The 21,399-nt window shown below is 68.5% G+C and carries 19 protein-coding genes and 1 pseudogene; 7 read left to right on the plus strand and 13 right to left on the minus strand.

Annotated elements, in window-relative coordinates; genetic code table 11:
* The first annotated feature begins 38 nt into the window (after positions 1 to 38).
* The 4 genes from R9B84_RS31670 to R9B84_RS31685 all read left to right on the plus strand — a co-directional run bounded on the left by R9B84_RS31670 (position 39) and on the right by R9B84_RS31685 (position 3,433).
* Complete coding sequence (locus tag R9B84_RS31670) at positions 39 to 1,106, plus strand: saccharopine dehydrogenase family protein (protein WP_423761386.1); 1,068 nt, start codon at positions 39 to 41, stop codon at positions 1,104 to 1,106.
* On the plus strand, positions 1,093 to 1,854 hold the full coding sequence (locus R9B84_RS31675) for an isocitrate lyase/PEP mutase family protein (RefSeq protein WP_423761387.1): 762 nt from the start codon (positions 1,093 to 1,095) through the stop codon (positions 1,852 to 1,854). The genes R9B84_RS31670 and R9B84_RS31675 overlap by 14 nt, the downstream gene beginning before the upstream one ends.
* Before the next feature lie 136 nt (positions 1,855 to 1,990).
* Positions 1,991 to 2,548: a carboxymuconolactone decarboxylase family protein gene (locus tag R9B84_RS31680; RefSeq protein ID WP_423761388.1), complete on the plus strand. Its 558-nt coding sequence runs from the start codon at positions 1,991 to 1,993 to the stop codon at positions 2,546 to 2,548.
* A gap of 48 nt (positions 2,549 to 2,596) precedes the next feature.
* Complete coding sequence (locus R9B84_RS31685; RefSeq protein WP_423761389.1) at positions 2,597 to 3,433, plus strand: helix-turn-helix domain-containing protein; 837 nt, start codon at positions 2,597 to 2,599, stop codon at positions 3,431 to 3,433.
* Here R9B84_RS31685 and R9B84_RS31690 read toward each other — a convergent pair.
* Positions 3,420 to 4,319 carry a LysR family transcriptional regulator gene (locus tag R9B84_RS31690; protein WP_423761390.1) on the minus strand — a complete coding sequence of 300 codons (900 nt, stop codon included), beginning with the start codon at positions 4,317 to 4,319 and terminating at the stop codon, positions 3,420 to 3,422. The genes R9B84_RS31685 and R9B84_RS31690 overlap by 14 nt on opposite strands.
* Positions 4,320 to 4,423: 104 nt before the next feature.
* Between R9B84_RS31690 and R9B84_RS31695 the strand changes: the two genes are divergently transcribed.
* The gene (locus tag R9B84_RS31695; RefSeq protein WP_423761391.1) at positions 4,424 to 5,302 is read left to right on the plus strand and encodes an aldo/keto reductase family oxidoreductase; all 879 of its coding nucleotides are present in this window, start codon (positions 4,424 to 4,426) and stop codon (positions 5,300 to 5,302) included.
* A gap of 52 nt (positions 5,303 to 5,354) precedes the next feature.
* Here R9B84_RS31695 and R9B84_RS31700 read toward each other — a convergent pair whose 3' ends face one another.
* Positions 5,355 to 6,557, minus strand: coding sequence for an MFS transporter (locus R9B84_RS31700; protein ID WP_423761392.1), 1,203 nt, complete (start codon positions 6,555 to 6,557; stop codon positions 5,355 to 5,357).
* 71 nt (positions 6,558 to 6,628) lie between these two features.
* Between R9B84_RS31700 and R9B84_RS31705 the strand changes: the two genes are divergently transcribed.
* Positions 6,629 to 7,678 carry an AraC family transcriptional regulator gene (locus R9B84_RS31705; protein ID WP_423761393.1) on the plus strand — a complete coding sequence of 350 codons (1,050 nt, stop codon included), beginning with the start codon at positions 6,629 to 6,631 and terminating at the stop codon, positions 7,676 to 7,678.
* Between the two features lie 216 nt (positions 7,679 to 7,894).
* Here the strand turns inward: R9B84_RS31705 and R9B84_RS31710 are convergent, their stop codons facing one another.
* Together R9B84_RS31710 and R9B84_RS31715 are read right to left on the minus strand one after the other, a co-directional pair.
* Positions 7,895 to 8,062: a hypothetical protein gene (locus tag R9B84_RS31710; protein WP_423761394.1), complete on the minus strand. Its 168-nt coding sequence runs from the start codon at positions 8,060 to 8,062 to the stop codon at positions 7,895 to 7,897.
* A gap of 56 nt (positions 8,063 to 8,118) precedes the next feature.
* The gene (locus tag R9B84_RS31715; RefSeq protein ID WP_423763523.1) at positions 8,119 to 10,005 is read right to left on the minus strand and encodes a DUF3857 domain-containing transglutaminase family protein; all 1,887 of its coding nucleotides are present in this window, start codon (positions 10,003 to 10,005) and stop codon (positions 8,119 to 8,121) included.
* 166 nt (positions 10,006 to 10,171) lie between these two features.
* Between R9B84_RS31715 and R9B84_RS31720 the strand changes: the two genes are divergently transcribed.
* Positions 10,172 to 10,417, plus strand: coding sequence for a hypothetical protein (locus tag R9B84_RS31720; protein WP_423761395.1), 246 nt, complete (start codon positions 10,172 to 10,174; stop codon positions 10,415 to 10,417).
* Positions 10,418 to 10,496: 79 nt separating this feature from the next.
* Here the strand turns inward: R9B84_RS31720 and R9B84_RS31725 are convergent, their stop codons facing one another.
* From R9B84_RS31725 to R9B84_RS31765, 9 genes and pseudogenes are all read right to left on the minus strand, one after another.
* A complete protein-coding gene (locus tag R9B84_RS31725; protein ID WP_423761396.1) occupies positions 10,497 to 12,467 on the minus strand; it encodes an APC family permease in 1,971 nt (656 codons plus the stop codon).
* A 341-nt stretch (positions 12,468 to 12,808) separates the two neighbouring features.
* Positions 12,809 to 13,816, minus strand: a pseudogene (locus R9B84_RS31730) (glucokinase); the annotation flags it as partial.
* Between the two features lie 39 nt (positions 13,817 to 13,855).
* The gene (locus R9B84_RS31735) at positions 13,856 to 14,779 is read right to left on the minus strand and encodes an aldo/keto reductase (RefSeq protein WP_423761397.1); all 924 of its coding nucleotides are present in this window, start codon (positions 14,777 to 14,779) and stop codon (positions 13,856 to 13,858) included.
* Positions 14,780 to 14,783: 4 nt separating this feature from the next.
* Positions 14,784 to 16,202, minus strand: coding sequence for a maltoporin (locus tag R9B84_RS31740; RefSeq protein ID WP_423761398.1), 1,419 nt, complete (start codon positions 16,200 to 16,202; stop codon positions 14,784 to 14,786).
* A 148-nt stretch (positions 16,203 to 16,350) separates the two neighbouring features.
* Positions 16,351 to 17,499, minus strand: coding sequence for a Gfo/Idh/MocA family protein (locus R9B84_RS31745; RefSeq protein WP_423761399.1), 1,149 nt, complete (start codon positions 17,497 to 17,499; stop codon positions 16,351 to 16,353).
* Positions 17,496 to 18,305: a ThuA domain-containing protein gene (locus tag R9B84_RS31750; RefSeq protein ID WP_423761400.1), complete on the minus strand. Its 810-nt coding sequence runs from the start codon at positions 18,303 to 18,305 to the stop codon at positions 17,496 to 17,498. Before R9B84_RS31750 ends, R9B84_RS31745 begins: the two co-directional genes overlap by 4 nt.
* Before the next feature lie 91 nt (positions 18,306 to 18,396).
* Positions 18,397 to 19,533, minus strand: a complete 1,137-nt coding sequence (locus R9B84_RS31755; RefSeq protein ID WP_423761401.1) for an ABC transporter ATP-binding protein — start codon at positions 19,531 to 19,533, stop codon at positions 18,397 to 18,399.
* A gap of 34 nt (positions 19,534 to 19,567) precedes the next feature.
* Positions 19,568 to 20,398 carry a carbohydrate ABC transporter permease gene (locus R9B84_RS31760; protein WP_423761402.1) on the minus strand — a complete coding sequence of 277 codons (831 nt, stop codon included), beginning with the start codon at positions 20,396 to 20,398 and terminating at the stop codon, positions 19,568 to 19,570.
* Position 20,399: 1 nt separating this feature from the next.
* Positions 20,400 to 21,356, minus strand: a complete 957-nt coding sequence (locus tag R9B84_RS31765; protein WP_423761403.1) for a carbohydrate ABC transporter permease — start codon at positions 21,354 to 21,356, stop codon at positions 20,400 to 20,402.
* Between the last annotated feature and the right edge of the window lie 43 nt (positions 21,357 to 21,399).

The raw sequence follows: 21,399 nt of genomic DNA on the forward strand, positions 1-21,399 counted from the left end.
TGTACTATAAAACAGACCGTTCTGTAGCGGAGTGGATCATGGACGATCGAAAGACGGTTGCGGTCTATGGCGCCACGGGTCACACCGGGCGGTTTGTCGTCGCCGAACTGGCCCGGCGCGGCGTTGGCGCGATCCGCATCGGCCGCGATGCCGCGCGGCTCGAGGAAGGCGGCACAAGCGACGCTGCGCCTTCGCGCGTCGCGGCAATCGACGATATGGCCGCGCTCGACGCCGCGTTGCGCGGCGCGGATGCCGTGATCAACTGCGCGGGCCCGTACCTCGATACCGCGCTGCCGCTGGCCGATGCCGCGCTGCGGGCCGGCATCCCCTATCTCGACCTGACGGCCGAACAGCCATCGGTGCTGGCGCTGGCCGAACAGGCCGATGCCCGTGCACGCGCCGCAGGCGTGACCGTCGTTCCCGCCGCGGCGTTCTACGGCGGCCTGGCCGACCTGCTGGTCACGGCCGTCGTCGACCCGCGCATGCCTATCGATCGCGTCGATATCGCAACCGGCCTCGATAGCTGGCACCCGACGCGCGGCACGCGCGTGACGGGCGAACGCAATCGCGCGGTGCGGCTCGTCCAGAAGGACGGCAAGCCAACGCCGGTGCCATCGACGGCGCGCGAACGCGTGTGGCCGTTCCCGGCGCCGATCGGCAGCGTCGACGTGACGCTGCTGCCGTTTTCCGAAGTGATGACGCTATCGCGTCATCTGCGCATCGATACGATCGAATCGTGGCTCGCGACGCTCGCGCTGCGCGACGTGCGCGACGTGCGCGATGCCGCCACGCCGCCGCCCGTGCCGACCGATGCGCTGGGCCGCTCGGCGCAGCAGTTCGCGATGGACGCGATCGTCGTGCAGGGCGGCACGACGCATCGCGTCACGGCGTCGGGGCGCGACATCTACGCGGTCAGCGCGCCGATCATCGTCGAGGCGGCCGTGCGCCTGATGACCGGCAAGGCCGTCGTTTCAGGCGGCGTGCGCAGCCTCGGCGAAGTGTTCGACGCGCGCGATTTCCTCGCGGCGCTCGATACGGTGGCAGTATCGTTCGGCACGACAACCGATCCGGTTTTCACAAGGAGAGACAAGCATGAGCAGCAATGAGAAAGGCGCGTATTTCCGGTCGCTTCACCGCGCGGGCCAGCCGCTGGCGCTGTTCAACGTGTGGGACGCCGGCAGCGCGCGCACGGCGGCCGACGCGGGTGCGGTCGCGCTGGCGACCGGGAGCTGGTCGGTGGCAGCGGCGAACGGATTCGGCGATGGCGAGCAGATGCCGCGTGCGCTCGTGATGGAAGTGCTCGAGCGGATCGCGCGTGCGACGGACCTGGCCGTCACCGTCGATCTCGAAAGCGGGTACGGCGAGCGTCTGGAAGATGTCGCCGAAACGATTGCGCTCAGCGTCGAAGCCGGCGCGGTCGGCTGCAATCTCGAAGACAGTTTTCCGGCGACGGGCGAATTGCGTGACGTCGAAGAAGCGGCAGCGCGTCTCGCGGCGGCACGGCAGGCGGCCGATCGCGCGGGCGCCGACTACTTCATCAATGCGCGTACCGACGTGTTCTTCAAGGCACCCGCCGACTCGCACGACGAACGCCTGCTCGACGAAACGCTGGCCCGCGCACGCGCTTACGCGGCGGCCGGCGCCGACGGCCTCTTCGTGCCGGGCCTTCAGTCGCCTGCGCTCATTCGCGCGCTGACGACCGCGTCGCCGCTGCCGGTGAACGTGATGCGCGTCGCAGAAACGCCGACGCTCGCCGAACTCGCCGAATACGGCGTGGCCCGCGTCAGCCACGGACCGTATCCGTATCTGCAGGCGATGAAAACGCTGGCGGCGATGGTCAAGCAAGGCGGCTAGCGGATTCGCAGGACGGCCGGGCGTCACGACGCGCGTCGAACGATTACATGCGATGTAATTGGCGCGCGACACGACCGTCCCTACGCTTCGGGTGTCGCGCCGCCATTCCGGCGGCGCTCGTCGCCCGGGAGACATCATGTCCGCCTATCCGCTTCATACGATCGATTCGGCGCCTGCCGAATCGAAGCCCGTACTCCAACAGCTTCAGCAAACCTTCGGCCTGATCCCGAACATCGCGGCGACGATGGCCGCATCGCCGGTGCTGATCAACGGGTTCATCGGTCTGTTCGAGCGCGTGCACGCCAGCAGCCTGACGGAGCCGCAGATCCAGACGCTGCTGCTCACCAACGCGGTCACGAACGCGAGCGAATGGCCCGTCGCGTTCCATACCGCGCTCGCGCTGAAACAGGGTGTGCTCCCTGCCGACGTCGACGCGATCCGTCGCGGCGGCCTGCCCGGCGACGCGAAACTGGCCGCGCTGTCGAACATCGCGCGCACGCTGATCGAAACCCGCGGCCGCGTTGCCGATACCGACCGACAATCGTTCCTCGAAGCCGGATTCAGCGCCGAACAGTTGCTCGAAGTGATCGCGGTGGTCGCCGCATCGACGATCACGAACTACGTCGGCAGCGTCACGCACCCGACGCTCGAAGCGCCGTTCGACGCGTTCGCGTGGCATGCGAACGCCGCGTGAGTCCGATATAGTCGTTCGCGTCGATCACGGAACGATCAGGACCAGCCGATGAACGCCAGCCGCCGCGATCCGAACACGCCGCCACGCGAACTGGGGCAGTTGTTGCGCTACTGGCGCGATGTGCGCGGCGTGAGCCAGCTCGACCTGTCGCTCGACGCGGGCATCTCGCAGCGCCAGATCAGCTTCATCGAAAGCGGGCGCAGCGTGCCGGGCCGCGACACGCTGCTGACGCTCGCGCAGACGCTCGACGTGCCGCTGCGCGAGCGCAACGCGCTGCTGCTCGCGGCCGGCTATGCGCCGATGTATTCGGAAGCGCCGTGGGACGCGCAGGAAATGAACGGCGTGATCCGCGCGCTCGAGCGGGTCGTGCGCCAGCACGATCCGTTTCCGGCAATCGTGATGGACCGCCACTGGAACGTGCTGATGACCAACGATGCGGCGCCGCGCTTTTTCGGCTGCTTCATCGACATGGCCGCACGCGAAGGCCCGCGCAACCTGCTGCGCCTGATGTTCGATCCGCACGGCATGCGGCCGTTTCTGGCCGACTGGGACAGCGTGTCGCGCAGCCTGCTGCAACGCGTGTATCGCGAATCGGTCGGCCGCGTGATCGACGACGAGACGCAGCGATTGCTCGACGACCTGCTCGCCTTTCCCGATGCGCCGCGCGACTGGAAAACGCCGCCGGCGCCGGCCGCCGCGCCCGCGCTGCCGGTCATCCCGATCGGCTTCGTGCACGAAGGCGTCGTGCTGCGTTACTTCTCGTTGATCACGACGGTCGGCACGCCGCAAAGCGCCGCTGCGCAGGAACTGCGCATGGAGTGCATGTTTCCCGCCGACGACGCGACCGAAGCGCGCCACCGGCCCGCAACGCTCAGGATGCCTTGATGAAATCGATGAACGCGCGCAGTGCCGGCGGCACGAGACGGCGCCCCGGGTAATACAGAAAGGGCCCTGAAAACGGCCGCCACCACGGTTCGAGTATGCGTTCGAGTGCGCCGCTGTCGAAATGCGGGCGCAGCCATTCTTCGAAGAGATGCACGATGCCCGTGCCGGCGATCGCCGCGTCGACCAGCAGGTCCGACGCGCCGCCGACCTGCACCAGCAGCGGCCCGGCGGCGGGTTCGACCCGCACGACCTCGCCGTCGCGCTCGAACTCCCACGGCGGCATCGCCCCGCTGGCGAAGCGCCCGCGCAGGCAACGATGGTCGAGCAGTTCGCGCGGATGCCGCGGCCGGCCATGACGGTCGAGATAGGCGGGCGCGGCCGCGGTCGCAAACCGCTGAATGCGCGGGCCGATCGGCACCGCGATCATGTCCTGTTCGAGCCGTTCGTCGTAGCGGATGCCTGCGTCGCACCCGGCCGCCAGCACATCGACGAAACTTTCGTCGGCGATCACTTCCAGCCGTATTTCCGGGTACGCATCGAGGAAGCGCGGCACGATCGCGGGCAGCACGAGCCGGGCCGCGCTGAGCGGCACGTTGAGCTTCAGCGTGCCGGCCGGTCTGTCGCGGAATTCGCCGATACCGTCGAGCGCCGCCGCCACTTCGGTCAACGCGGGCCCGAGACGCGCGAGCAGGCGCTCGCCGGCTTCGGTGGGCACGACGCTGCGCGTCGTGCGATGCAACAGCCGCACGCCGAGCTGCGCCTCCAGCCGGCGCACGGCCTCGCTCAGCCCCGATGCGCTGAGGCCCGTCATGCGTGCGGCGTCGCGGAAGCCGCTGGCGCGCGCCACGGCCATGAACGCGCTCAGATCGCCCAGATCGGTTTGCATTGTTCGCCTTTTCGTACAACCCGTGCGGATTATGACGGCTTATCGCGCAGGCGGCCAATGCCTATGCTGGGCGCATTCATCGACAGATCCACAGGAGCACAGTCATGTCCGACATTCGGCACACCGCCGCCTTCAGGCTCGGCGATCGCAACGTCAAACGAATCGGCTACGGCGCGATGCAGCTCGCGGGGCCCGGTGTATTCGGCCCGCCAAAGGACCACGACGCCGCATTGAGCGTGTTGCGCGAAGCCGTCGCGTCCGGCGTCGACCATATCGACACCAGCGACTTCTACGGCCCGCACGTGACCAACCAGTTGATCCGCAAAGCCCTGCATCCGTATCGCGACGATCTCGTGATCGTCACCAAGATCGGCGCGCGCCGCGGCGACGACGCATCGTGGCTGCCCGCGTTCGCGCCCGACGAACTCGAACGGGCCGTGCACGACAACCTGCGCAACCTCGGACTCGATGTGCTCGACGTCGTCAACCTGCGCATCATGTTCGACTCGCACGGGCCGGCCGAAGGATCGATCGAGGCGCCGCTGAGCGCACTCGCCGAACTGCAGCGGCGCGGGCTTGTCCGCCACATCGGCCTGAGCAACGTGACGCCCGCGCAGGTCGCGCAAGGCCGGCGGATCTGCGACATCGTCTGCGTGCAGAACCACTACAACATCGCGCATCGCAGCGACGATGCGCTGATTGACGCGCTTGCCCGCGACGGCATCGCGTACGTGCCGTATTTTCCGCTCGGCGGCTTCTCGCCGCTGCAGTCGTCGACGCTGTCCGGCGTGGCGGCACGCGTCGGCGCGACGCCGATGCAGGTCGCGCTGGCGTGGCTGCTGCGCCGCGCGCCGAACATCCTGCTGATTCCCGGCACGTCGTCGGTCGCGCATCTGCGCGAGAATCTCGCGGCGGCCGACCTCGATCTGCCGGACGATGCGCTCGCGGAACTCGACCGCATCGCGGACACCAACGCGGCCTGACGGACCGACGGCCGCCGGCGGAGCCCGCGAAACGCGGGCCCCGCCCGGCCTGTTACGACACCGCCACACCGACCCGCTTCGGCACGCCGGTCACGATCGTCGCGACCGCGACGGCCAGCACGATCGCCGCGCCGACGAACACGCCGGCCGCACCGTTCGCGTCGAACACGACGCCGCCGGCCGCCGCGCCCGTCGCAATCGCGAGCTGGATCGCCGCGACGATCAGCCCGCCCGCGCTCTCGGCCTCGTCGGGCACGGTGCGCGTGACCCACGTCGACCATGCGACGGGCACGCCGCCGAACGCCATCCCCCACAACGCGACGAGCACCGCGTCGAGCATCGGCGCGCGGCCGAGCGCGACGAGCGCGATGCCGAGCACGACCATCAGCGCGGGCATCGCGATCAGCATCGGCCGCAGCCGGTGTTCGAGCACGCGGCCCGCGAGCGACGTGCCGACGAAGTTCGCAATGCCGTAGCCGAGCAGGATCGCCGACAGCCCGTTCACGCCGACGCCCGCGACCTGTTCGAGGAACGGCCGCAAATACGTGAAGAACGCGAAATGCCCGGTGAACACGAGGATCGTCGCGAACATCCCGAGGCCGACGGTCGGCCGGCGCAGCACGTCGATCAGCGTGCGCAGCCGCGTCGTGCCGCTCGGCGGCATCGACGGCAGCGTCACGACCTGCGACACGAACGAGATGCCGCCGAGCACGGCCGCGATCAGGAACACGTTGCGCCAGCCGATCAGGTGGCCGAAATAGCTGCCCATCGGCGCGGACGCGATCGTCGCGACCGCCACGCCGCTGAAGATGATCGACAGCGCGCGCGGCACCATCGCCGTCGGCACGAGCCGCATCGCGGTGGCGGTCGCCATCGTCCAGAAGCCGCCGAGCGCGACGCCGAGCACGACGCGGCCGATCAGCAGCGTCGTCAGGTTGGGCGCGAACGCGACCGCCAGATTCGATGCGACGAGCAGCACCGAGAACGCGAGCAATACGCGCCGCCGGTCGATCGTGCGCGTCAACGCGGAGATCAGCAGGCTCGTGACGAGGGCAACCGTCGCGGTGGCCGTGACGGCCTGCCCGGCCACGCCTTCGGTCACGCCCAGGCTGTCGGCCATCGGCGTGAGCAGGCTCGCGGGCAGGAATTCGGCCGTGACGAGCCCGAAGACGCCGAGCGCCATCGCGAATACCGCGCCCCAGGCCGGTTCGCGGGGGGCCGCCGTCGAGGCGGCAGAGGAAATTCCGGGATTCATGCGTCGTTCCGTTGTCGTATAGGGAAAATACCGATGACGGCGTATCGTAAGGAACGGCAGCAGGACGGTCTATGACATACAATCCGCTCTTGTTGATCGATCGTCCGAATCTCGATATGTCCGAGCCCCTGCTTCCCCCCGTCCCCGACGTGCACGACCTCGTCAGCGAGCTGCTGCTGGGGATGCGCCTGAGCGGCGTCCAGTACCGCCGCATCCAGGTCGCACGGCCGTTCGGGTTGAGCTTCGGCCACGCGCCGGGCCGCGCGCAGTTCCATTTCGTCGGACGCGGGCCCGTGCTGCTGCGCGACGAAGCCGGCGCAACAATGCGGCTCGAGGCCGGCGACGCCATCCTGCTGCCGCACGGGCGCATGCATGCGCTGGTGTCCGATCCGGATGCGCCGTGCCGCGAGATCCACGGCTTCGAAGCCGCGAAGATCTGCGATACGGTCGCATCGGTGGCATCGGCCGGCACGTCGCCCGCGGCCTGCGCGACGACGGAGCCGGGCGCCGGCGATGCGCTGATCTTCAGCGCGTGCATGGAGCTCGATCTCGGCGGCATGCAGCCGCTGGTCGGCGCGATGCCCGAGTTCATGCACGTCGGCACGCTGCTCGCGCGCTACCCGGAAATCCGTCCGATGCTCGACGCAATGGAGCGCGAATCCTGCTCGGCGCGCGCGGGCTTCGCGGGCATCCTCGCGCGGCTCGCGGACGTGGTCGCGGCGTTCATCGTGCGCGGCTGGGTCGAGTGCGGATGCGGCGACGCGACGGGCTGGGTGCAGGCGCTGCGCGAGCCGAAGCTGGGCCGCGCGATCGTCGCGCTGCATCGCGACCCGGGCCGCAACTGGAGCGTCGCGGAGCTGGCCGCCGAAGCGGGCGTGTCGCGCTCGGTGTTCGCCGAGCGCTTTCTCGCGGCGACCGGGATGACGCCCGTGCGCTACCTGACCGAGCTGCGGATGCGGCTCGCCGCGCAGTGGATCGCGCGCGACCACGAGGCGATCGAAGCCGTCGCGTACCGGCTCGGCTATGGTTCGCTGGCCGCGTTCAGCCGCGCGTTCAAGCGTGTGGTCGGAAAACCGCCGGGCGCGGTGCGGGCGGATGGCGAGGCGCGCGTCGAAGCGTAATGCCTGACGTTTGACGTGCGACGCTGACCGGGGGCCGCTGCGCGTTGCTTCGAAGCCGCTCGCTTGACGGTGTCGCTCATGCCACCGCCGCCGCGCGTGAGGGTGCGCGTCGAAGCGTCATGCCTGACACTTGACGTGCGACGCTGACCGGAGGTCGCTATGCGCCACTCCGACGTCGCCCGAGCCACCGCCGCCGCGCGCGATGTCCTTCCGCGTTCAGCCGCTGCGCTCCCCAAGCTTGTCGACCAGCGCCGTCGCGCACTGCACGGCGAGCGCCGCGCACTGCTCGGCATCCACGGCCGCACCGTTCGCGACGGTGCCCTGCACGATCCGGCCCAGCAAATCCTTCGAGAGATCGGCGATCTCGTAGTCCCGTTCCGTCATGATGTCGCTCCTGCGCGTCGGCCGATGACGGCGACGCGCTCATTGCCCCTGCCCGTTCAATGCCCTTTCGCGCGCACGACGATCTGCGCCTGCGTGTCGCGCTCGATGCGTTCGAGCGACCCGCGCAGCGCCGTGAATTCGTCGGGCGTGCATACCTGCCGGCCGAACTCCGCCTTCATCCGCCGCGTGACCTGCACCACGCGCGCAGCCGCGTCGAACACGTAATGCGACGTGAAGTCGACGAAGCGGTCGTGCACGGCCGCATCGGCCGGCAGGTCGGTCACGACGACGCCGGCCGGCAGCGCGATCTGGCCGGTCTCGTCGAACGTGCCGCCGATGCAGCCCCACGGCTGCGTACGCACGGGCTCCGCCAGCCAGTTCTCGACCTGCGTCGCGATGCCGCCCGTGAGGCTCGACAGCGCGGGCAACGCGGTCGTGCCGTCGGGCCATACGAAATGATCGAGCGTGCCCGACACCGTCACGTCGAACGGTCCGTCGGTCACGCGCCGGTCGCTGGTCGACAGTTGCGCGCGGCCGCGCAGGCCGCTTTGCCGCAGGCGCTCGGTCGCGAGCTGCTCGATGCGGTCGTGCGTCGCGCGGCGAAACAGGTTGCGTTCGAGTTCGGCCGTCCAGCCGTCGTCCTCGATGTACGCATGAATGCGCGCGGCGCCGGGCTGCGCGGCATCGATCGCGACCCGTGCGACGCGGCCGCGCGGCTGCGTGGCCGGCGTGCGCGACAGCATGCCCGTGTCGACCAGCAGCGCGGGACGATCCATCACGATCGGCGGCAGGTAGCCGAACGCGATGCCGGCCGTCGTCGTATCCGCGTAAAGCGCGAGATCGGGCAGCCACGTGATCGCGTGATTGATCGCGCCGCCGCCGTAACCGGGCACGGACGGCAGCGTGTACACCGAACCGAGATTGATCAGCACCGGTTCGCTGCGGATGCCGACCGCCGCGAGCAGCGCGCCGAACAGCGCGACATGGTCCTTGCAGTCGCCGTAGCGGTTGCGCAGGATGTCCGTCGCGCGATGCGGCGCGGCCGCCGTTTCGCCCAGGAACAACCCGACATAGCGCACGTTCGCCTGCACCCAGTCGTACAGGATGCGCGCCTTGTCGCGCGGACCGGCGGCATCCGCGGTGAGCGCACGCGCGAGTTGCACGACGGCCGGATCGTCCACGCTCGGATCGACGGCCGCGTTGCGGTAGCGCGCGGCGAACGCCGCGTAGTCGGGCAGCGTCGACACGACGAGCCGGTCGCCGTAGGTCGGGTAGCCCACCGCGCCGTTCTCGATGCGGTCGTACGGGCCGTGCCGGTAGTCGAATTCATAGCGCGTGCGGCCGTTCGCCGTGACCGGCGGCAGCGCGACGTAGCCGCGCGCGTCCGCGTACAGCGGCATGTCGGCCGGCACGTCGAAGATCAGTCGCTGGTTGTCGACGGGTTCGCGCGACGGCTCGACGGTGTAGCCGAAGTAGCCGCGATTGACGGGCTTCGTGCGCGTCTTGCGGAACGCCACGCGCGTGCTCGACCCGGCTTCGACGCCGGGAAACACGACGGTGCGCAACAGCCCGTCCTGGAACGTCGGCGCGCCGGCCGAACGCGGCTCCTGCACGTCGCGGATGCCGTCCGCGCCGACCGGATGCGCGCGCCCGTCGCGGTCGATCGTCTCGGCCGCGAGCAGGTCGACCTGCTCGAGATTCTTGTCGAACCACACGTAGCGCTGCGCAACCGCGTCGATGCCGTTCGCGTTGTTCGCGCGCAGTGTCGAATCGTCGTGCTCGTCGAGCGAACCGTCATGCTCGATCACGAATTCGTGGACATCGCTGACGAGCGTGACGGGCGCTTCGTCGGCAACGGCGTTCGGTCCGTCCGCCGCCGGGCCCGCGCCCGGTGTCGCACCGACAGCGTTCGATGCGCCGAACGCGGCAGCGCATACCAGCATCCAGCCGGCCAGGCCGACAGAAAAGCGCCCCACATCGCACCTCGTCGCGGTTCACGGAAAGCGCGGTCGCGCAGCGGACAGGATCAACCGCGCGACTCCCGTGTCGGCCAGTGTGGGCGACGCATACGCACGCGTCAAGCCGGTGCACGCCGGCCTACAATGAGACATGAAAGCGTCGTCGCATGCGGCCGCCGGCAACCGCTCGAACGCCGAACGCCGGAGAAGGATCGTCCGCCCGCGACCGGGAGGCACCATGGAAAACGGGATCGTGGAAGTCGTCGTGCTGCTGGCGTTCGTCGCGCTCGCCGTGCTGTTCTTCGTCAAGCGTCCGGGCCGCGACCGGCTGAGGGCCAAATTCCGTCATCCGCCGCTGCGGCGGCCTAACCGCCCGCATCGGCATCACCAGCCCTGACGGCGGCTACCGGCAGTCGCCGACGCGCTTGCCGCGCCACGTCCACGCAAGCGTGTACGCGCCGGCCGCCGCACCGCAGCTAGCCGACGTTCATCGGCAACAGCACCATCTGCTTGCCCTCGACATGCAGGCGCGCCTGTAGCTCGACGGGCGTCTGGTTGTGCAGCCACGCAGTCAGGAAATTCACGCGCCGGAAGATCAGCTTGCTCGCGAAGCACACGGCATTCGGGTACTCGTCGAGCGTCGACGACGCGAGGTTCATGAATTCGACTACGGGATTCGTGCCGAACGCGATCCGGTAGTCGGCCGCGATGCCGTTGCGGCGGCAATGCGCGACATAGTAGTCGAGCGCTTCGGTGATCGAGTGACGCAGCCGTTCGAGATGTTCGTGCCCGTCGTATGCCTTCGCGTCGACCTCGCCGACCGCGAGGAAGATCACGTTGCGGAAGTGCCCGGGAAACAGCCGGTTGACCCACAGCAGCGCGTGCATGCTCGCGCCGCGATGCTTGCCGACCAGCAGCACGGCCGTCGGTTGCGACGGATCGGGCTTGCCCGGCGCGCTCGCCTCGTCGACTTCGGGCGGCTTGCCGGAGAACAGCGCATCTTCCTTCGCGAGTTGCGTGCGCGTGTACGCGTAGTGGCGGTTGATCATGAAGCACAGCGCGATCACCGCGCTCGTCACGAGCACCGTGAGCCAGCCGCCCGCCGTGAACTTCTCGACCAGCGTGATGACGAGCACGGTCGCCGTCACGCTCAGCCCGAGCGCGGACAGGAAGAAATGCTTGAACCAGCCGCGCTCGCTGCGATGGCGCCACCAGTACGTGCACAGCCCGAGCAGCGACATGCTGAACGTGAGAAACACGTTGATGCTGTACAGCACGACGAGCACGTCGACGCTGCCGTGCGTCCACAGCAGGATCAGCAGGCTCGACAGGCCGACGACGATGATGCCGTTCTGCCGCACGAGGCGCGTCGACAGGTCGCGGAAATGGCGCGGCACCCACGAATCCGACGCCATGTTCGACAGCACGGCCGGGCCGTCGAGAAAGCCCGTCTGCGCGCCGACCATCAGCAGCCCGGCCTCGAACGCGAGCACGGCCGCGAGCAACGCATGCCGCGCGAACGCGGAGCCGAGCCCGAGATGGTCGATCACGCTGCCGAACACGACCGCGTTGAGCGTCTGGCCTTCGACGGGCCGCGCATGCCACAGCATGTACAGCAGGATGATGCCGCCGGCCGTGAACGCGAGCGACGTCGACATGTACCACATCGTCACCTTGCCGTTCGGCACGCGCGGATCGGCGAGCATGTTCACGTTGTTCGATACGGCCTCGAGGCCCGTATAGGTGCCGCCGCCGAGCGAGAACGCGCGCATCAGCAACGCGAGCATCACGAACACGCCGAGCGACTGCGACATCCCGTGCGCCTCGTGCACGGCATCGGGCACGATCATCGCGAGGTTGCTGCCGTGTACGGCGACGCCATACACGATCAACGCGAAGTGCAGGATCACGAAGCCGATGAAGATCGGCAGCAGCACCATGATCGATTCGCGCATCCCGCGGAAGTTGAGCCCCGTCATCAGCAGGATCAGCACGATCTCGGTCGTGAGCTTGAACACCTGCGCGCTCACCGGCAGCAGGCTGAAGAACGCGTCGACGCCGCTCGCGAGCGAGGTCGCGACGGTCAGCACGTAGTCGACCAGCAGCGCAGCGCCCGACACGAGCCCCGGCTTCGACCCGAGCAGCGCGGTCGCGACGCGATAGCCGCCGCCGCCCGTCGGGAACAGCTCGATCACCTGGTTGTAGCCGAGCGCGATGATGAACACGGTCGCCGCGGTCGCGAGCGCGAGAAACAGCGCGAGCGGCGTGTGTTGCGCCAGCGCGAGGAACGCCTCTTCCGGGCCGTAGCACGACGAAGACAACCCGTCGGCACCGAGCCCGACCCAGGCCAGCAACGGCGTCACGGCGATCGCATGCCGCGTGCGCGGATCGAGCGGGTCCAGCGGCTTTCCGACCAGCAACTGCCACACTTTCTGGAATGTGGTCATGACTCCTCCGGAACGCACGACGCATCGGCGACACTGCTCTAAAAGTAAATGAGTTCCGGGACAACTTCCAGTCGGCGTATTCCATAGTGGGCGTCGCGTACAGCCGGCTTGCTTTCAACACGCCGACATCTTGCAGACAGTCGCGCTACAAGCATGCATGCCGGACATGACTGTGCGGCTGCGACACGTGCGTGTTGGGTGCGGCGGCGGCGCGGCCGGTCGACATGCAACAGGACACACATGCGTGCCGATGCGAGCGTTCATCCGATCCACGCCCGACGGCAACGCACACCTTTGCGCACGGACCCGGCAGCCGGTGCACCGCGTCAGCCAACCTCGCCCAACGCGCGGGCGAGCAGGCGCGACACGCCGACGAAGGCCGGATGCGGCGCGGTGATCACGAAGGTCGGAATCCTCGCGAGATAACCGGCAAAGCGGCCCTTCGCCTCGAAGCGGGCACGAAACGGCGACCCATCGAACATTGCACCGAGGCGCGGCACGACGCCCCCGCCGATATGGATGCCGCCGGTCGCGCCGAGGGTCAGCGCCAGATTGCCCGCGAACGTGCCGAGCATGCCGCAGAAGCACTCCAGGGTCGCCACGCAGCGTGCATCGCCGGCGAGCGCACGATCGATGATGGCGGCCGTATCGACCGCATCAGCCTCAGGTGCGTCCCAGCCGTCGCGCGCGGCGAGCGCCGCGTGAATCACCGCGATGCCGGGGCCCGCGACCAGCCGCTCGAACGACACGTGCGGCCAGCGCGCCCGCGCGTAGTGCAGCACGTCGGTCTCGCGTGCGTCGGCGGGCGCGAACGACACATGTCCGCCCTCGCCGGACAGCGGCACCCATGCGTCGCCCGCCCGCACGAGCGCCGAGACGCCCAGCCCCGTTCCGGCGCCGAGCACGCCGATCGTACCCGCGGGCGACGCGTGCCCGCCGCCGACCTGCCGCCGTTGTCCCGCCGACAGATGCGGCACGGCCATCGCCAGCGCCGAAAAGTCGTTGAACACGTGCAGCGTGTCGAATCCGAGCGCGCGGCGCGTCGCATCGATCGAGAAGCGCCAGTCATGATTGGTCATGCTGACGATGTCGCCGTCCACGGGATTGGCGATCGCGATCGCCGCGTCCCGCACCCGCACGCCCCCCGCGTCGCGCAGGAACGCACGCACCGCGTCGTCCACGCCGGCATGGGCGCTGCATCGATAGACACGCACGTCGCCGATCCCGCCGGGCGCGGTCTCCAGCGCAAAGCGCGCGTGCGTGCCGCCGATGTCCGCCAGCAGGCGGGGTTCGCCGGCGCGCGCGCCGCACGGTGCGACCGGATGACCGTTCAGGGTCGCTTCGTTCATCGTTTCTCCCGGATTGTCATCGTGTGTCGAACGCAACGGTCATGGCACCTCCACGCCGCGCGCCGCGCCCAGCAGCTCGAACCAGTGTTCGCGCTCGAGCGGGATGCGGGTCGCCTCTACCGCTTCGCGCAGCGCAGCGATCCGGCTCGACCCGACGATCGGCAGCGGCCGGCACGGCAGCGCGAGCAGCCACGCGAACAGCACCGTCGTCGCTGGCACGCCGAGCGTGTCGCCGATCCGCGCCGCGGTCGCGCGCACGCGCGTCGCGGCGGGCGACGCGTCCGTCAACAGGCGTCCGCCCGCGAGCGGCGACCACAGCATCGGCGGACAGCGCCAGCGCTGCGCCTGGTCGAACGTGCCGTCGTCGAGCGGCGCGAGATGCAGCAGCGAGCATTCGACCTGGTTCGTCGCGAGCGACATCCCGTGCGCCGCCATTCGGTCTTGCAGCAACGCAGCCTGCGCCGGCGTAAAGTTCGATATCCCGAATGCCCTCACCTTTCCGTCACGCCGGAGCGCGGCAAACGTCGTCGCGACTTCGTCGGCATCCATCAACGGATCGGGACGATGCAGCAGCAGCAGGTCGAGCCGGTCGGTGCGCAGCGCACGCAGCGACTGCTCGACCGACGCGACCACATGCGCGGCCCGCGTGTCGTAGTGCTTGATACCGTGCGCGGGCCGACGCGCGGACACGAGCCGGATCCCGCATTTCGTGACGATCTGCATCCGCTCGCGCAGGTGCGGCGCATCGGCCAGCACGTCGCCGAACAAGCCCTCGGCCGTGTAGTCGCCGTAGATGTCCGCATGGTCGAAGCTCGTCACGCCGAGTTCCAGCGCCGCCTCGATCAGCGCACGGCGCTCGCGGACCGACAACGCCCAGTCGCCGATCCGCCACATCCCGAACACGATGCGCGAGAACGGTGCGGCATCGGCACCCATCGATATCGTCGTACAGCGTTCCGTCATCGCGTCACCACCACCATTCGACTTGCGCGCCGACCGTCGAACCCGTGCGCGACGTGCCGAAGATGCCCGTCGTCGACAGCGGATCGCCGGGCGCCGCCGCATCCTGCGCAGCCTTGTTCCAGCGCGCATACGTGTAGAACACGCGGAATTCGGGCCGCGACCAGAACGAGCGGTCCATCGCGAGCGTCAGCGCGACGCTCGCCTTCAGCAGCGTGCGCGTCGGGCCGCCGGACGGCGTCACGCGATCGTGCCCGAGGTCGCCCTGCAGCTTGATGTGCTGCGTGAACGCATACACCGGCCGCACGCCCATCGATACCCAGGTCTGCGACCCGCCCGACGGCGCGATGTCGCGCTGCCAGATGCCGACCACCTGGCCGCTGAAGTCGCGCGTCGCCTGCCAGTCGAACGCGTCGAGCACGCGCAGGCTCTTGAAGCGGTTGTCGTTGGTCAGCGTTCCCGTATAGCCGAGGCCCGTGCCCGGACCGACGCCGTACTGGAACGCGAGCTTGTTCTTGCCGCCGAGCAGGTTGGTCTGCACGTGCTGAACCGTGAACGACCAGCCGCTGTGCGCGTCCTGCAACACGCCGTTCCCGTTCAGCACCGGCGCGCGAGCCGGGATGTACGACAACCCGAACTGCAGTTCGCCGCCGGGGTTCGGATGCACGCCGGACAGTTGCAGGTCGTGGCGCGTCGCGTAGTTCGGCTGGTCGATGTAGTCCTCGCGGAACAGCGCATAGCTGAGCTTCAGGCCGCCGCCGATCGGCACGTTCTCGACGCCCGCGCCGAGGCCGCTCGGGTTCCAGTAATAGAAGTCGTTCATGTGGACGTCGTTGCGCCGGTAGTAGATGCGCCCGAACCAGATCCGCATGTCGTCGAGCCCCGGAAAGTTCGTGAGCTGCACGTACGACTGCGGCAGGCGGATCTTTCCGTGATCGCCGTTGAAGGTCGGTGTGCGGTCGAGATCGTTGACGAGGCTCGCCATGCCGACCGCCGACAGCTGCATGCCGTTCGAGAACTTGTACAGCGTCTGGTCGATCTCCAGTTCGCCGTAGACCTGGCATTCGTTGCCGAGCCGGTATTTGCTCTGCGCGCCCGGTAGCTGGAAGCAGGCCTGCGAGTGACCGTCGCTGGTCCCGATGCCGGCCCGAAAATAGCCGTGAAACTGCGTCCACGGCGTCAGTTGGTTCCAGGCCGACGACGGCGTCGGCGTCGCCACGTTGGCGGGGCTCGTGTCGGCCGGCACGACGCCGGTTGCCTGCGAGAGGCCACCCGGCGCGCTGTCCGCGGCGATGGTCGTTGCCGGATCCGGCGCCGCATGCAGCGCGGCCGATGCGACGGCCAGCGAGAAGGCAGCGGCGAGCCGCGCGAGCCTGAACGGGGTGCGTGCGGGGACGCGCGCGGCGTGGCCTGCTTCGTCGATCATGAACGTGTCTCCAAACGTTGTTTGTGCGCCGCGTGCGATGCGTGGCGTCATCGAATAGGTGTGTGTGCTGCGTCGTCCGTATTGCCATCGACGGGCCGGCGCGGTGGACGATCCACGCGCCGGCCCGGGGTGAAGTCAGCCGGCGACGTCAGCCCGCGACGTCGAGGTCCAGCACGGGCGGCGCGCTGACGGCCGCCGGTCCGGGCGCGTGAATGCGGATCGGCTCGCCCGCGGCCGCGCTCGCATAGATCGCGTCGAGAATTTCCATCACGATCAGCCCTTCCTCACCGGGCGCCGGATGCGGGACGTCGCACAGGATCGCTTCCGCGTAGTCGTACATCGCGGAATGCGCACCTTCCGCGGGCGGATTCAGGCGCATGTCGAACTGCGCGCCGTTCTGCTCGATGAACACGTGCGCGTCGAACGTGTAGCCCTCGTTCAGGTTCTTCTGCAGCAGCCCGGCACGCGTGCCGAGCAGGCGGGTTTCCATCAGCTCCGCTTCCTGGATGTTGGTTGCCCACGACGCCTCGAGCGCGAGCGTCGCGCCGTTGTCGAAGCGGATCAGCGCGGCCGCGAGATCCTCGACGTCGAACGTCTTGCCCGCGCGCGCCGCCAGCTCGCGCGCGATCGGATCGTAGGTGCTGCCCATCACCCACACGGGTTTCGGATAGCCCATCAGCCACAGCGCGAGATCGAGGCGATGCACGCCGAGATCGATCAGCGGCCCGCCGCCCGCCAGCGCCTTGGTGCCGAACCAGCCGCCGAAGCCGGGCATCCCGCGCCGGCGATGCCAGACCGTGCGCCCGAAATAGAAATCGCCGAACAGGCCGCTATCGACCTGCGCCTTCAGTGCGCGCGACTGCGCGCTGAAGCGGTACGAGAAATTGATCATCAGCCGCTTGCCGGCGCGCTGCGCGGCGATCAGCATCTCGCGCCCCTCGTCCGCGTTCAGCGCCATCGGCTTCTCGCACAGCACGTGGCAGCCGGCGTCGAACGCGGCGAGCGTCAGCTCGCGATGGAACTTGTTCGGCGTGCATACGCTGACGACATCCAGCTTCTCCGTTGCCAGCATCGCATCGGCCGACGCGTAGCGTGCGTCGATGCCGAACGCATCGCCGACTTTCGCGAGCCGCTTCGCATCGGGGTCGGCAATCGCGACCACGTCGACGTCCGGATGCTCGCGCCAGCCTTCGATATGCTTGCGACCGATCCCGAGCCCGATCACGCCGACGCGCAGGCGACGGCCGCGCGCAATCGCCGCCGCTTCAGGCAGCTCCACCTTGTAGTCGTCGTTCATGCGAGGTCTCCCGCGGTTTGCTGGATGCCGACGTGCGCGAACTGCGTGCTCTTTTCGCTGAGCGTTTCGAGCGGCGGCGAGTTCGGGCAGCGGTCGGCGAGGTTCACGCGCGGCGCGGCCCACTGCACCGCGTTCGCGATCACGCGCTGCACGTTGCGGTCGTGATAGGTCGGATACGCTTCGTGCCCGGGGCGGAAATAGAAGATCCGGCCGTGGCCGCGCTCCCAGCAGCAGCCCGAGCGGAACACCTCGCCGCCTTCGAACCACGAGATGAATACGGTGCTGTCCGGCTGCGGGATGTCGAAACGCTCGCCGTACATCTCCTCGTTCTGCAGCTCGAAATACTCGCCGAGCCCAGCCGCGATCGGATGCGACGGTTCGACGACCCACAGCCGTTCCTTCTCGGCCGCCTCGCGCCACTTCAGTGAACAGTTCGTGCCGAGCAAACGGCGGAAGATCTTCGAGAAGTGCCCGGAATGCAGCACGATCAGCCCCATCCCTTCGAGCACGCGGCGCTGCACGCGCTCGACGATCTCGTCGGAGACCTTCGCGTGCGCCTTGTGCCCCCACCAGACCAGCACGTCGCACGCGGCGAGCCGCGCTTCGCTGAGGCCGTGCTCGGGCTGGTCGAGCGTCGCGGTGCCGATCTCGAGCGGCAACGCGCCGTGGCCGAGCGCCGGCGTCTCGGCGAGTGCACTGGCGATCACCTGGTGAATGCCGTCCGGGTAGATCGCGCGCACGCCCGCGTTTTCCCGTTCGTGCTCGAACTCGTTCCACACGATCACTGAAAGCTTCTTGCTTAGCATGACTATCCTTTATCGATGATTTGGCGCCAATTCGACAGCGGCCATGCGCCGTGGCCGCCTGAAACCTGTGACTGGATTTGCCGCGCGCCGCTCAGGCAATCGCGAGCGCCGGCGCGGCAGGCTCGTGCGGCGCGCGTACCGCCGCGCGTCCGTCCGGATGAAACAGATGCAGCGCGCCGGCCGGCAGATCGACGCGCACGCGTTCGCCGATCCGCGCACCGCCGGCATCGGTCTTCGCAACGATCGGCTGGCTGCACAGCGGTGTGTCGAGATACAGATAGGTGTGTTCGCCCATCTGCTCGACGTGCGCGACTTCGCCCGTCACGGCGCCGGTGCCGACTCGCACGTGTTCGGGGCGGATCCCGAGCGTCACGCCCGCGCCCGTCTCGAGGCCGTCGCCGGACACGCTGGCGCTCAGCGGGTAGTCGCGTGCCAGCGCGCGTACCTCGCCACTGCCGGCCGCCGCGACGCTTGCCGGCAGGAAGTTCATCGCGGGCGAGCCGATGAAACCGGCGACGAACTGGCTCGCCGGGCGGTGATACAGATCGAGCGGCGTGCCGATCTGCGCGATGCTGGCGATCCCGCTGCGCCCTTCGAGCGGCCGCAGCAGCACGATCTTGTCGGCGAGCGTCATCGCCTCGACCTGGTCGTGCGTCACGTAGATCATGCTGGTGCTGTCGAGACTGCGGTGCAGCTTCGCGATCTCGACGCGGGTCTTCACGCGCAGCGCCGCATCGAGGTTCGACAGCGGTTCGTCGAACAGGAAGACTTTCGGTTTGCGAACGATCGCGCGGCCGATCGCGACGCGCTGCCGCTGCCCGCCGGACAGTGCGCCGGGCTTGCGTTCGAGCAGCTCGCCGAGGCGCAGCGACTCGGACGCGAGCCGCACCCGGCGGTCGATCTCGTCCTTCGGCAGGCGAAGATGACGCAGGCCGAACGCCATGTTTTCGTAGACGGACATATGCGGATAGAGCGCATAGCTCTGGAACACCATCGCGATGTCGCGCTGCGCAGGCGCAAACGTGTTGACGCAGCGGCCGTCGATCCACACGTCGCCCGCGCTCTGTTCCTCGAGGCCGGCGACGATCCGCAGCAACGTCGACTTGCCGCAGCCCGACGGGCCGATGAATACGCAGAACTCGCCCGGCTCGACCGTGAGATTCACGTCGCTGAGGATGGGGGCCGTGCCGAACTGCTTGTGAAGACCGCTCAACTTGATCTGACTCATGTTTTCCCTCTTGTTCCTGATGGGCCGATACGCGTCAACCCTTGACCGCGCCGGCAGTCAGGCCGGAGACGATATGCCGCTGAAACACCAGCACCAGCAGCACGAGCGGCACCGTGACGATGACCGACGCGGCCATGATGGTTCCCCATGGCAACTCGTAACTGCTCGCGCCCGAGATCATCGTGATCGCGACGGGTACCGTGCGCTGGCCCGACGAGATCATGAAGGTCAGCGCGAACAGGAATTCGTTCCATGCCGACACGAACGCGAGCAGCGACGTCGCGGCCAGCGCCGGCCGCAGCAGCGGCAGGAATATCCGGAAGATCAGCGTGAACACGCCGACGCCGTCGACGAGCGCCGCCTCTTCCAGCTCGCGCGGCAGCTCGCGCATGAACGTGACGAGAATCCAGATCGTGAACGGCAGCGTGAAGATCAGGTCGGACAGCACGAGCGCGCCGAGGTGGTCGTACAGGCCGAGCGCGCGGACCAGCTCGAACAGGCCCGACAGGATCGCGACCTGCGGAAACATCGACACGCCGAGAATGCACATCATCAGCACCCCGCGCCCGCGGAACGACACGCGGCCGAGCGCATACGCGGCGAGCACCGACACGGCGAGCGACAGCGCGACCGCCCCGCCCGCGACGAGCGCCGAGTTCAGCAGGTACGCGCCGAACGGCTGGTCGCGGAACAGCTGGCGATAGTTGTCGAGCGACGGGCTCGCCGGGAACAGCGACGTATCGAACAACGCGTCGCCGTGCTTGATCGACGTGCCGATCATGTAGACGAACGGGAACAGCGCGATCACCAGCACGAGTGCCGACAGCAGCCCGTGAATCGCGATGTCGATCGGATGCTTCTTCATGTCATGCCTCCTGCATCCGGCGGCGGCTGACCGCCATGTAGCCGATGGTGAACAGCACGATCGTGGCGAACAGCAGCATCGCCGACGCCGACCCGAACCCGACCTGCTGGAAATCGATCAGCTGTTCGCGCACATAGACCGACATGCTTTTCGTGACCCGGCTGTTCGACGTCATCACGTAGATCAGGTCGAACACGCGCAACGCGTCGAGCGAGCGGAAGATCATCGCGACCAGCACGCCGGGCAGGATCAGCGGCAGCGTCACCGAGCGGAACATGCGCCAGCGCGGCACGCCGTCGACACGCGCGGCCTCGTAGCAATCGCGCGGCACGGTCTGCAACGCGGCGAGCATCAGCAGCGCCATGAACGGCGTAGTCTTCCACACGTCGACGAGCACGATGGTCGGGAAGACGAGGTGCGCATCGGCGGTGAACGCGAGCGGCTCATGGATCGCGCCGATCGACATCAGCATCGCGTTGACGATCCCGAACTGGTCGTTGAGCATCCAGCTCCAGATCTTCGCCGACACGACGGTCGGGATCGCCCACGGCACGAGCACGGCCGCGCGCAGCAGCGTACGCAGCCGCGACGGCACGTCGAGCAGCAGCGCGACGCCGAGGCCCGCGGCCGTCTCGAGCACCACCGATACGACGGCGAACAGCACGGTATTGCCGACGGCCTGCCACCAGGCCGGGTCGCGCAGCACGCCCGCCGCGCCGAGATAGTTGTCGAGGCCGACGAAATGGCGCTGTGACAGGTCGGACAGTTGCGCGTCGGTCAGGCTGAACCACGCGGTGCGCAGCAGCGGCCAGCCGGCGATCGCCGCCAGCGCGAGCAGTGCAGGCGCCACCAGCAGCCACGCCTGGCGCCGGCGCGCGTGGGCGAGCCCGGCGCGGACCCGGGCGGGCGCCTGCACGAATGCAGGAGTGCTACTGATCTCGATGCTTCCGGTTCTCATTCGATGTCTCCTGTCAGGCCGGCGCCATGCGGCAGCCGGCCCG

The organism is Burkholderia sp. NLJ2 (genome assembly GCF_049487195.1).
Lineage (GTDB): Bacteria > Pseudomonadota > Gammaproteobacteria > Burkholderiales > Burkholderiaceae > Burkholderia > Burkholderia pyrrocinia.

What these genes read in the sequence shown, in the direction of transcription:
- R9B84_RS31670 (WP_423761386.1), top strand. Translation starts at nt 39, where the DNA reads ATGGACGATCGAAAGACGGTTGCGGTCTATGGCGCCACGGGTCACACC.
- R9B84_RS31675 (WP_423761387.1), top strand. Translation starts at nt 1,093, where the DNA reads ATGAGCAGCAATGAGAAAGGCGCGTATTTCCGGTCGCTTCACCGCGCG.
- R9B84_RS31680 (WP_423761388.1), top strand. Translation starts at nt 1,991, where the DNA reads ATGTCCGCCTATCCGCTTCATACGATCGATTCGGCGCCTGCCGAATCG.
- R9B84_RS31685 (WP_423761389.1), top strand. Translation starts at nt 2,597, where the DNA reads ATGAACGCCAGCCGCCGCGATCCGAACACGCCGCCACGCGAACTGGGG.
- R9B84_RS31690 (WP_423761390.1), bottom strand. Translation starts at nt 4,319, where the DNA reads ATGCAAACCGATCTGGGCGATCTGAGCGCGTTCATGGCCGTGGCGCGC.
- R9B84_RS31695 (WP_423761391.1), top strand. Translation starts at nt 4,424, where the DNA reads ATGTCCGACATTCGGCACACCGCCGCCTTCAGGCTCGGCGATCGCAAC.
- R9B84_RS31700 (WP_423761392.1), bottom strand. Translation starts at nt 6,557, where the DNA reads ATGAATCCCGGAATTTCCTCTGCCGCCTCGACGGCGGCCCCCCGCGAA.
- R9B84_RS31705 (WP_423761393.1), top strand. Translation starts at nt 6,629, where the DNA reads ATGACATACAATCCGCTCTTGTTGATCGATCGTCCGAATCTCGATATG.
- R9B84_RS31710 (WP_423761394.1), bottom strand. Translation starts at nt 8,062, where the DNA reads ATGACGGAACGGGACTACGAGATCGCCGATCTCTCGAAGGATTTGCTG.
- R9B84_RS31715 (WP_423763523.1), bottom strand. Translation starts at nt 10,005, where the DNA reads ATGCTGGTATGCGCTGCCGCGTTCGGCGCATCGAACGCTGTCGGTGCG.
- R9B84_RS31720 (WP_423761395.1), top strand. Translation starts at nt 10,172, where the DNA reads ATGAAAGCGTCGTCGCATGCGGCCGCCGGCAACCGCTCGAACGCCGAA.
- R9B84_RS31725 (WP_423761396.1), bottom strand. Translation starts at nt 12,467, where the DNA reads ATGACCACATTCCAGAAAGTGTGGCAGTTGCTGGTCGGAAAGCCGCTG.
- R9B84_RS31735 (WP_423761397.1), bottom strand. Translation starts at nt 14,779, where the DNA reads ATGACGGAACGCTGTACGACGATATCGATGGGTGCCGATGCCGCACCG.
- R9B84_RS31740 (WP_423761398.1), bottom strand. Translation starts at nt 16,202, where the DNA reads ATGATCGACGAAGCAGGCCACGCCGCGCGCGTCCCCGCACGCACCCCG.
- R9B84_RS31745 (WP_423761399.1), bottom strand. Translation starts at nt 17,499, where the DNA reads ATGAACGACGACTACAAGGTGGAGCTGCCTGAAGCGGCGGCGATTGCG.
- R9B84_RS31750 (WP_423761400.1), bottom strand. Translation starts at nt 18,305, where the DNA reads ATGCTAAGCAAGAAGCTTTCAGTGATCGTGTGGAACGAGTTCGAGCAC.
- R9B84_RS31755 (WP_423761401.1), bottom strand. Translation starts at nt 19,533, where the DNA reads ATGAGTCAGATCAAGTTGAGCGGTCTTCACAAGCAGTTCGGCACGGCC.
- R9B84_RS31760 (WP_423761402.1), bottom strand. Translation starts at nt 20,398, where the DNA reads ATGAAGAAGCATCCGATCGACATCGCGATTCACGGGCTGCTGTCGGCA.
- R9B84_RS31765 (WP_423761403.1), bottom strand. Translation starts at nt 21,356, where the DNA reads ATGAGAACCGGAAGCATCGAGATCAGTAGCACTCCTGCATTCGTGCAG.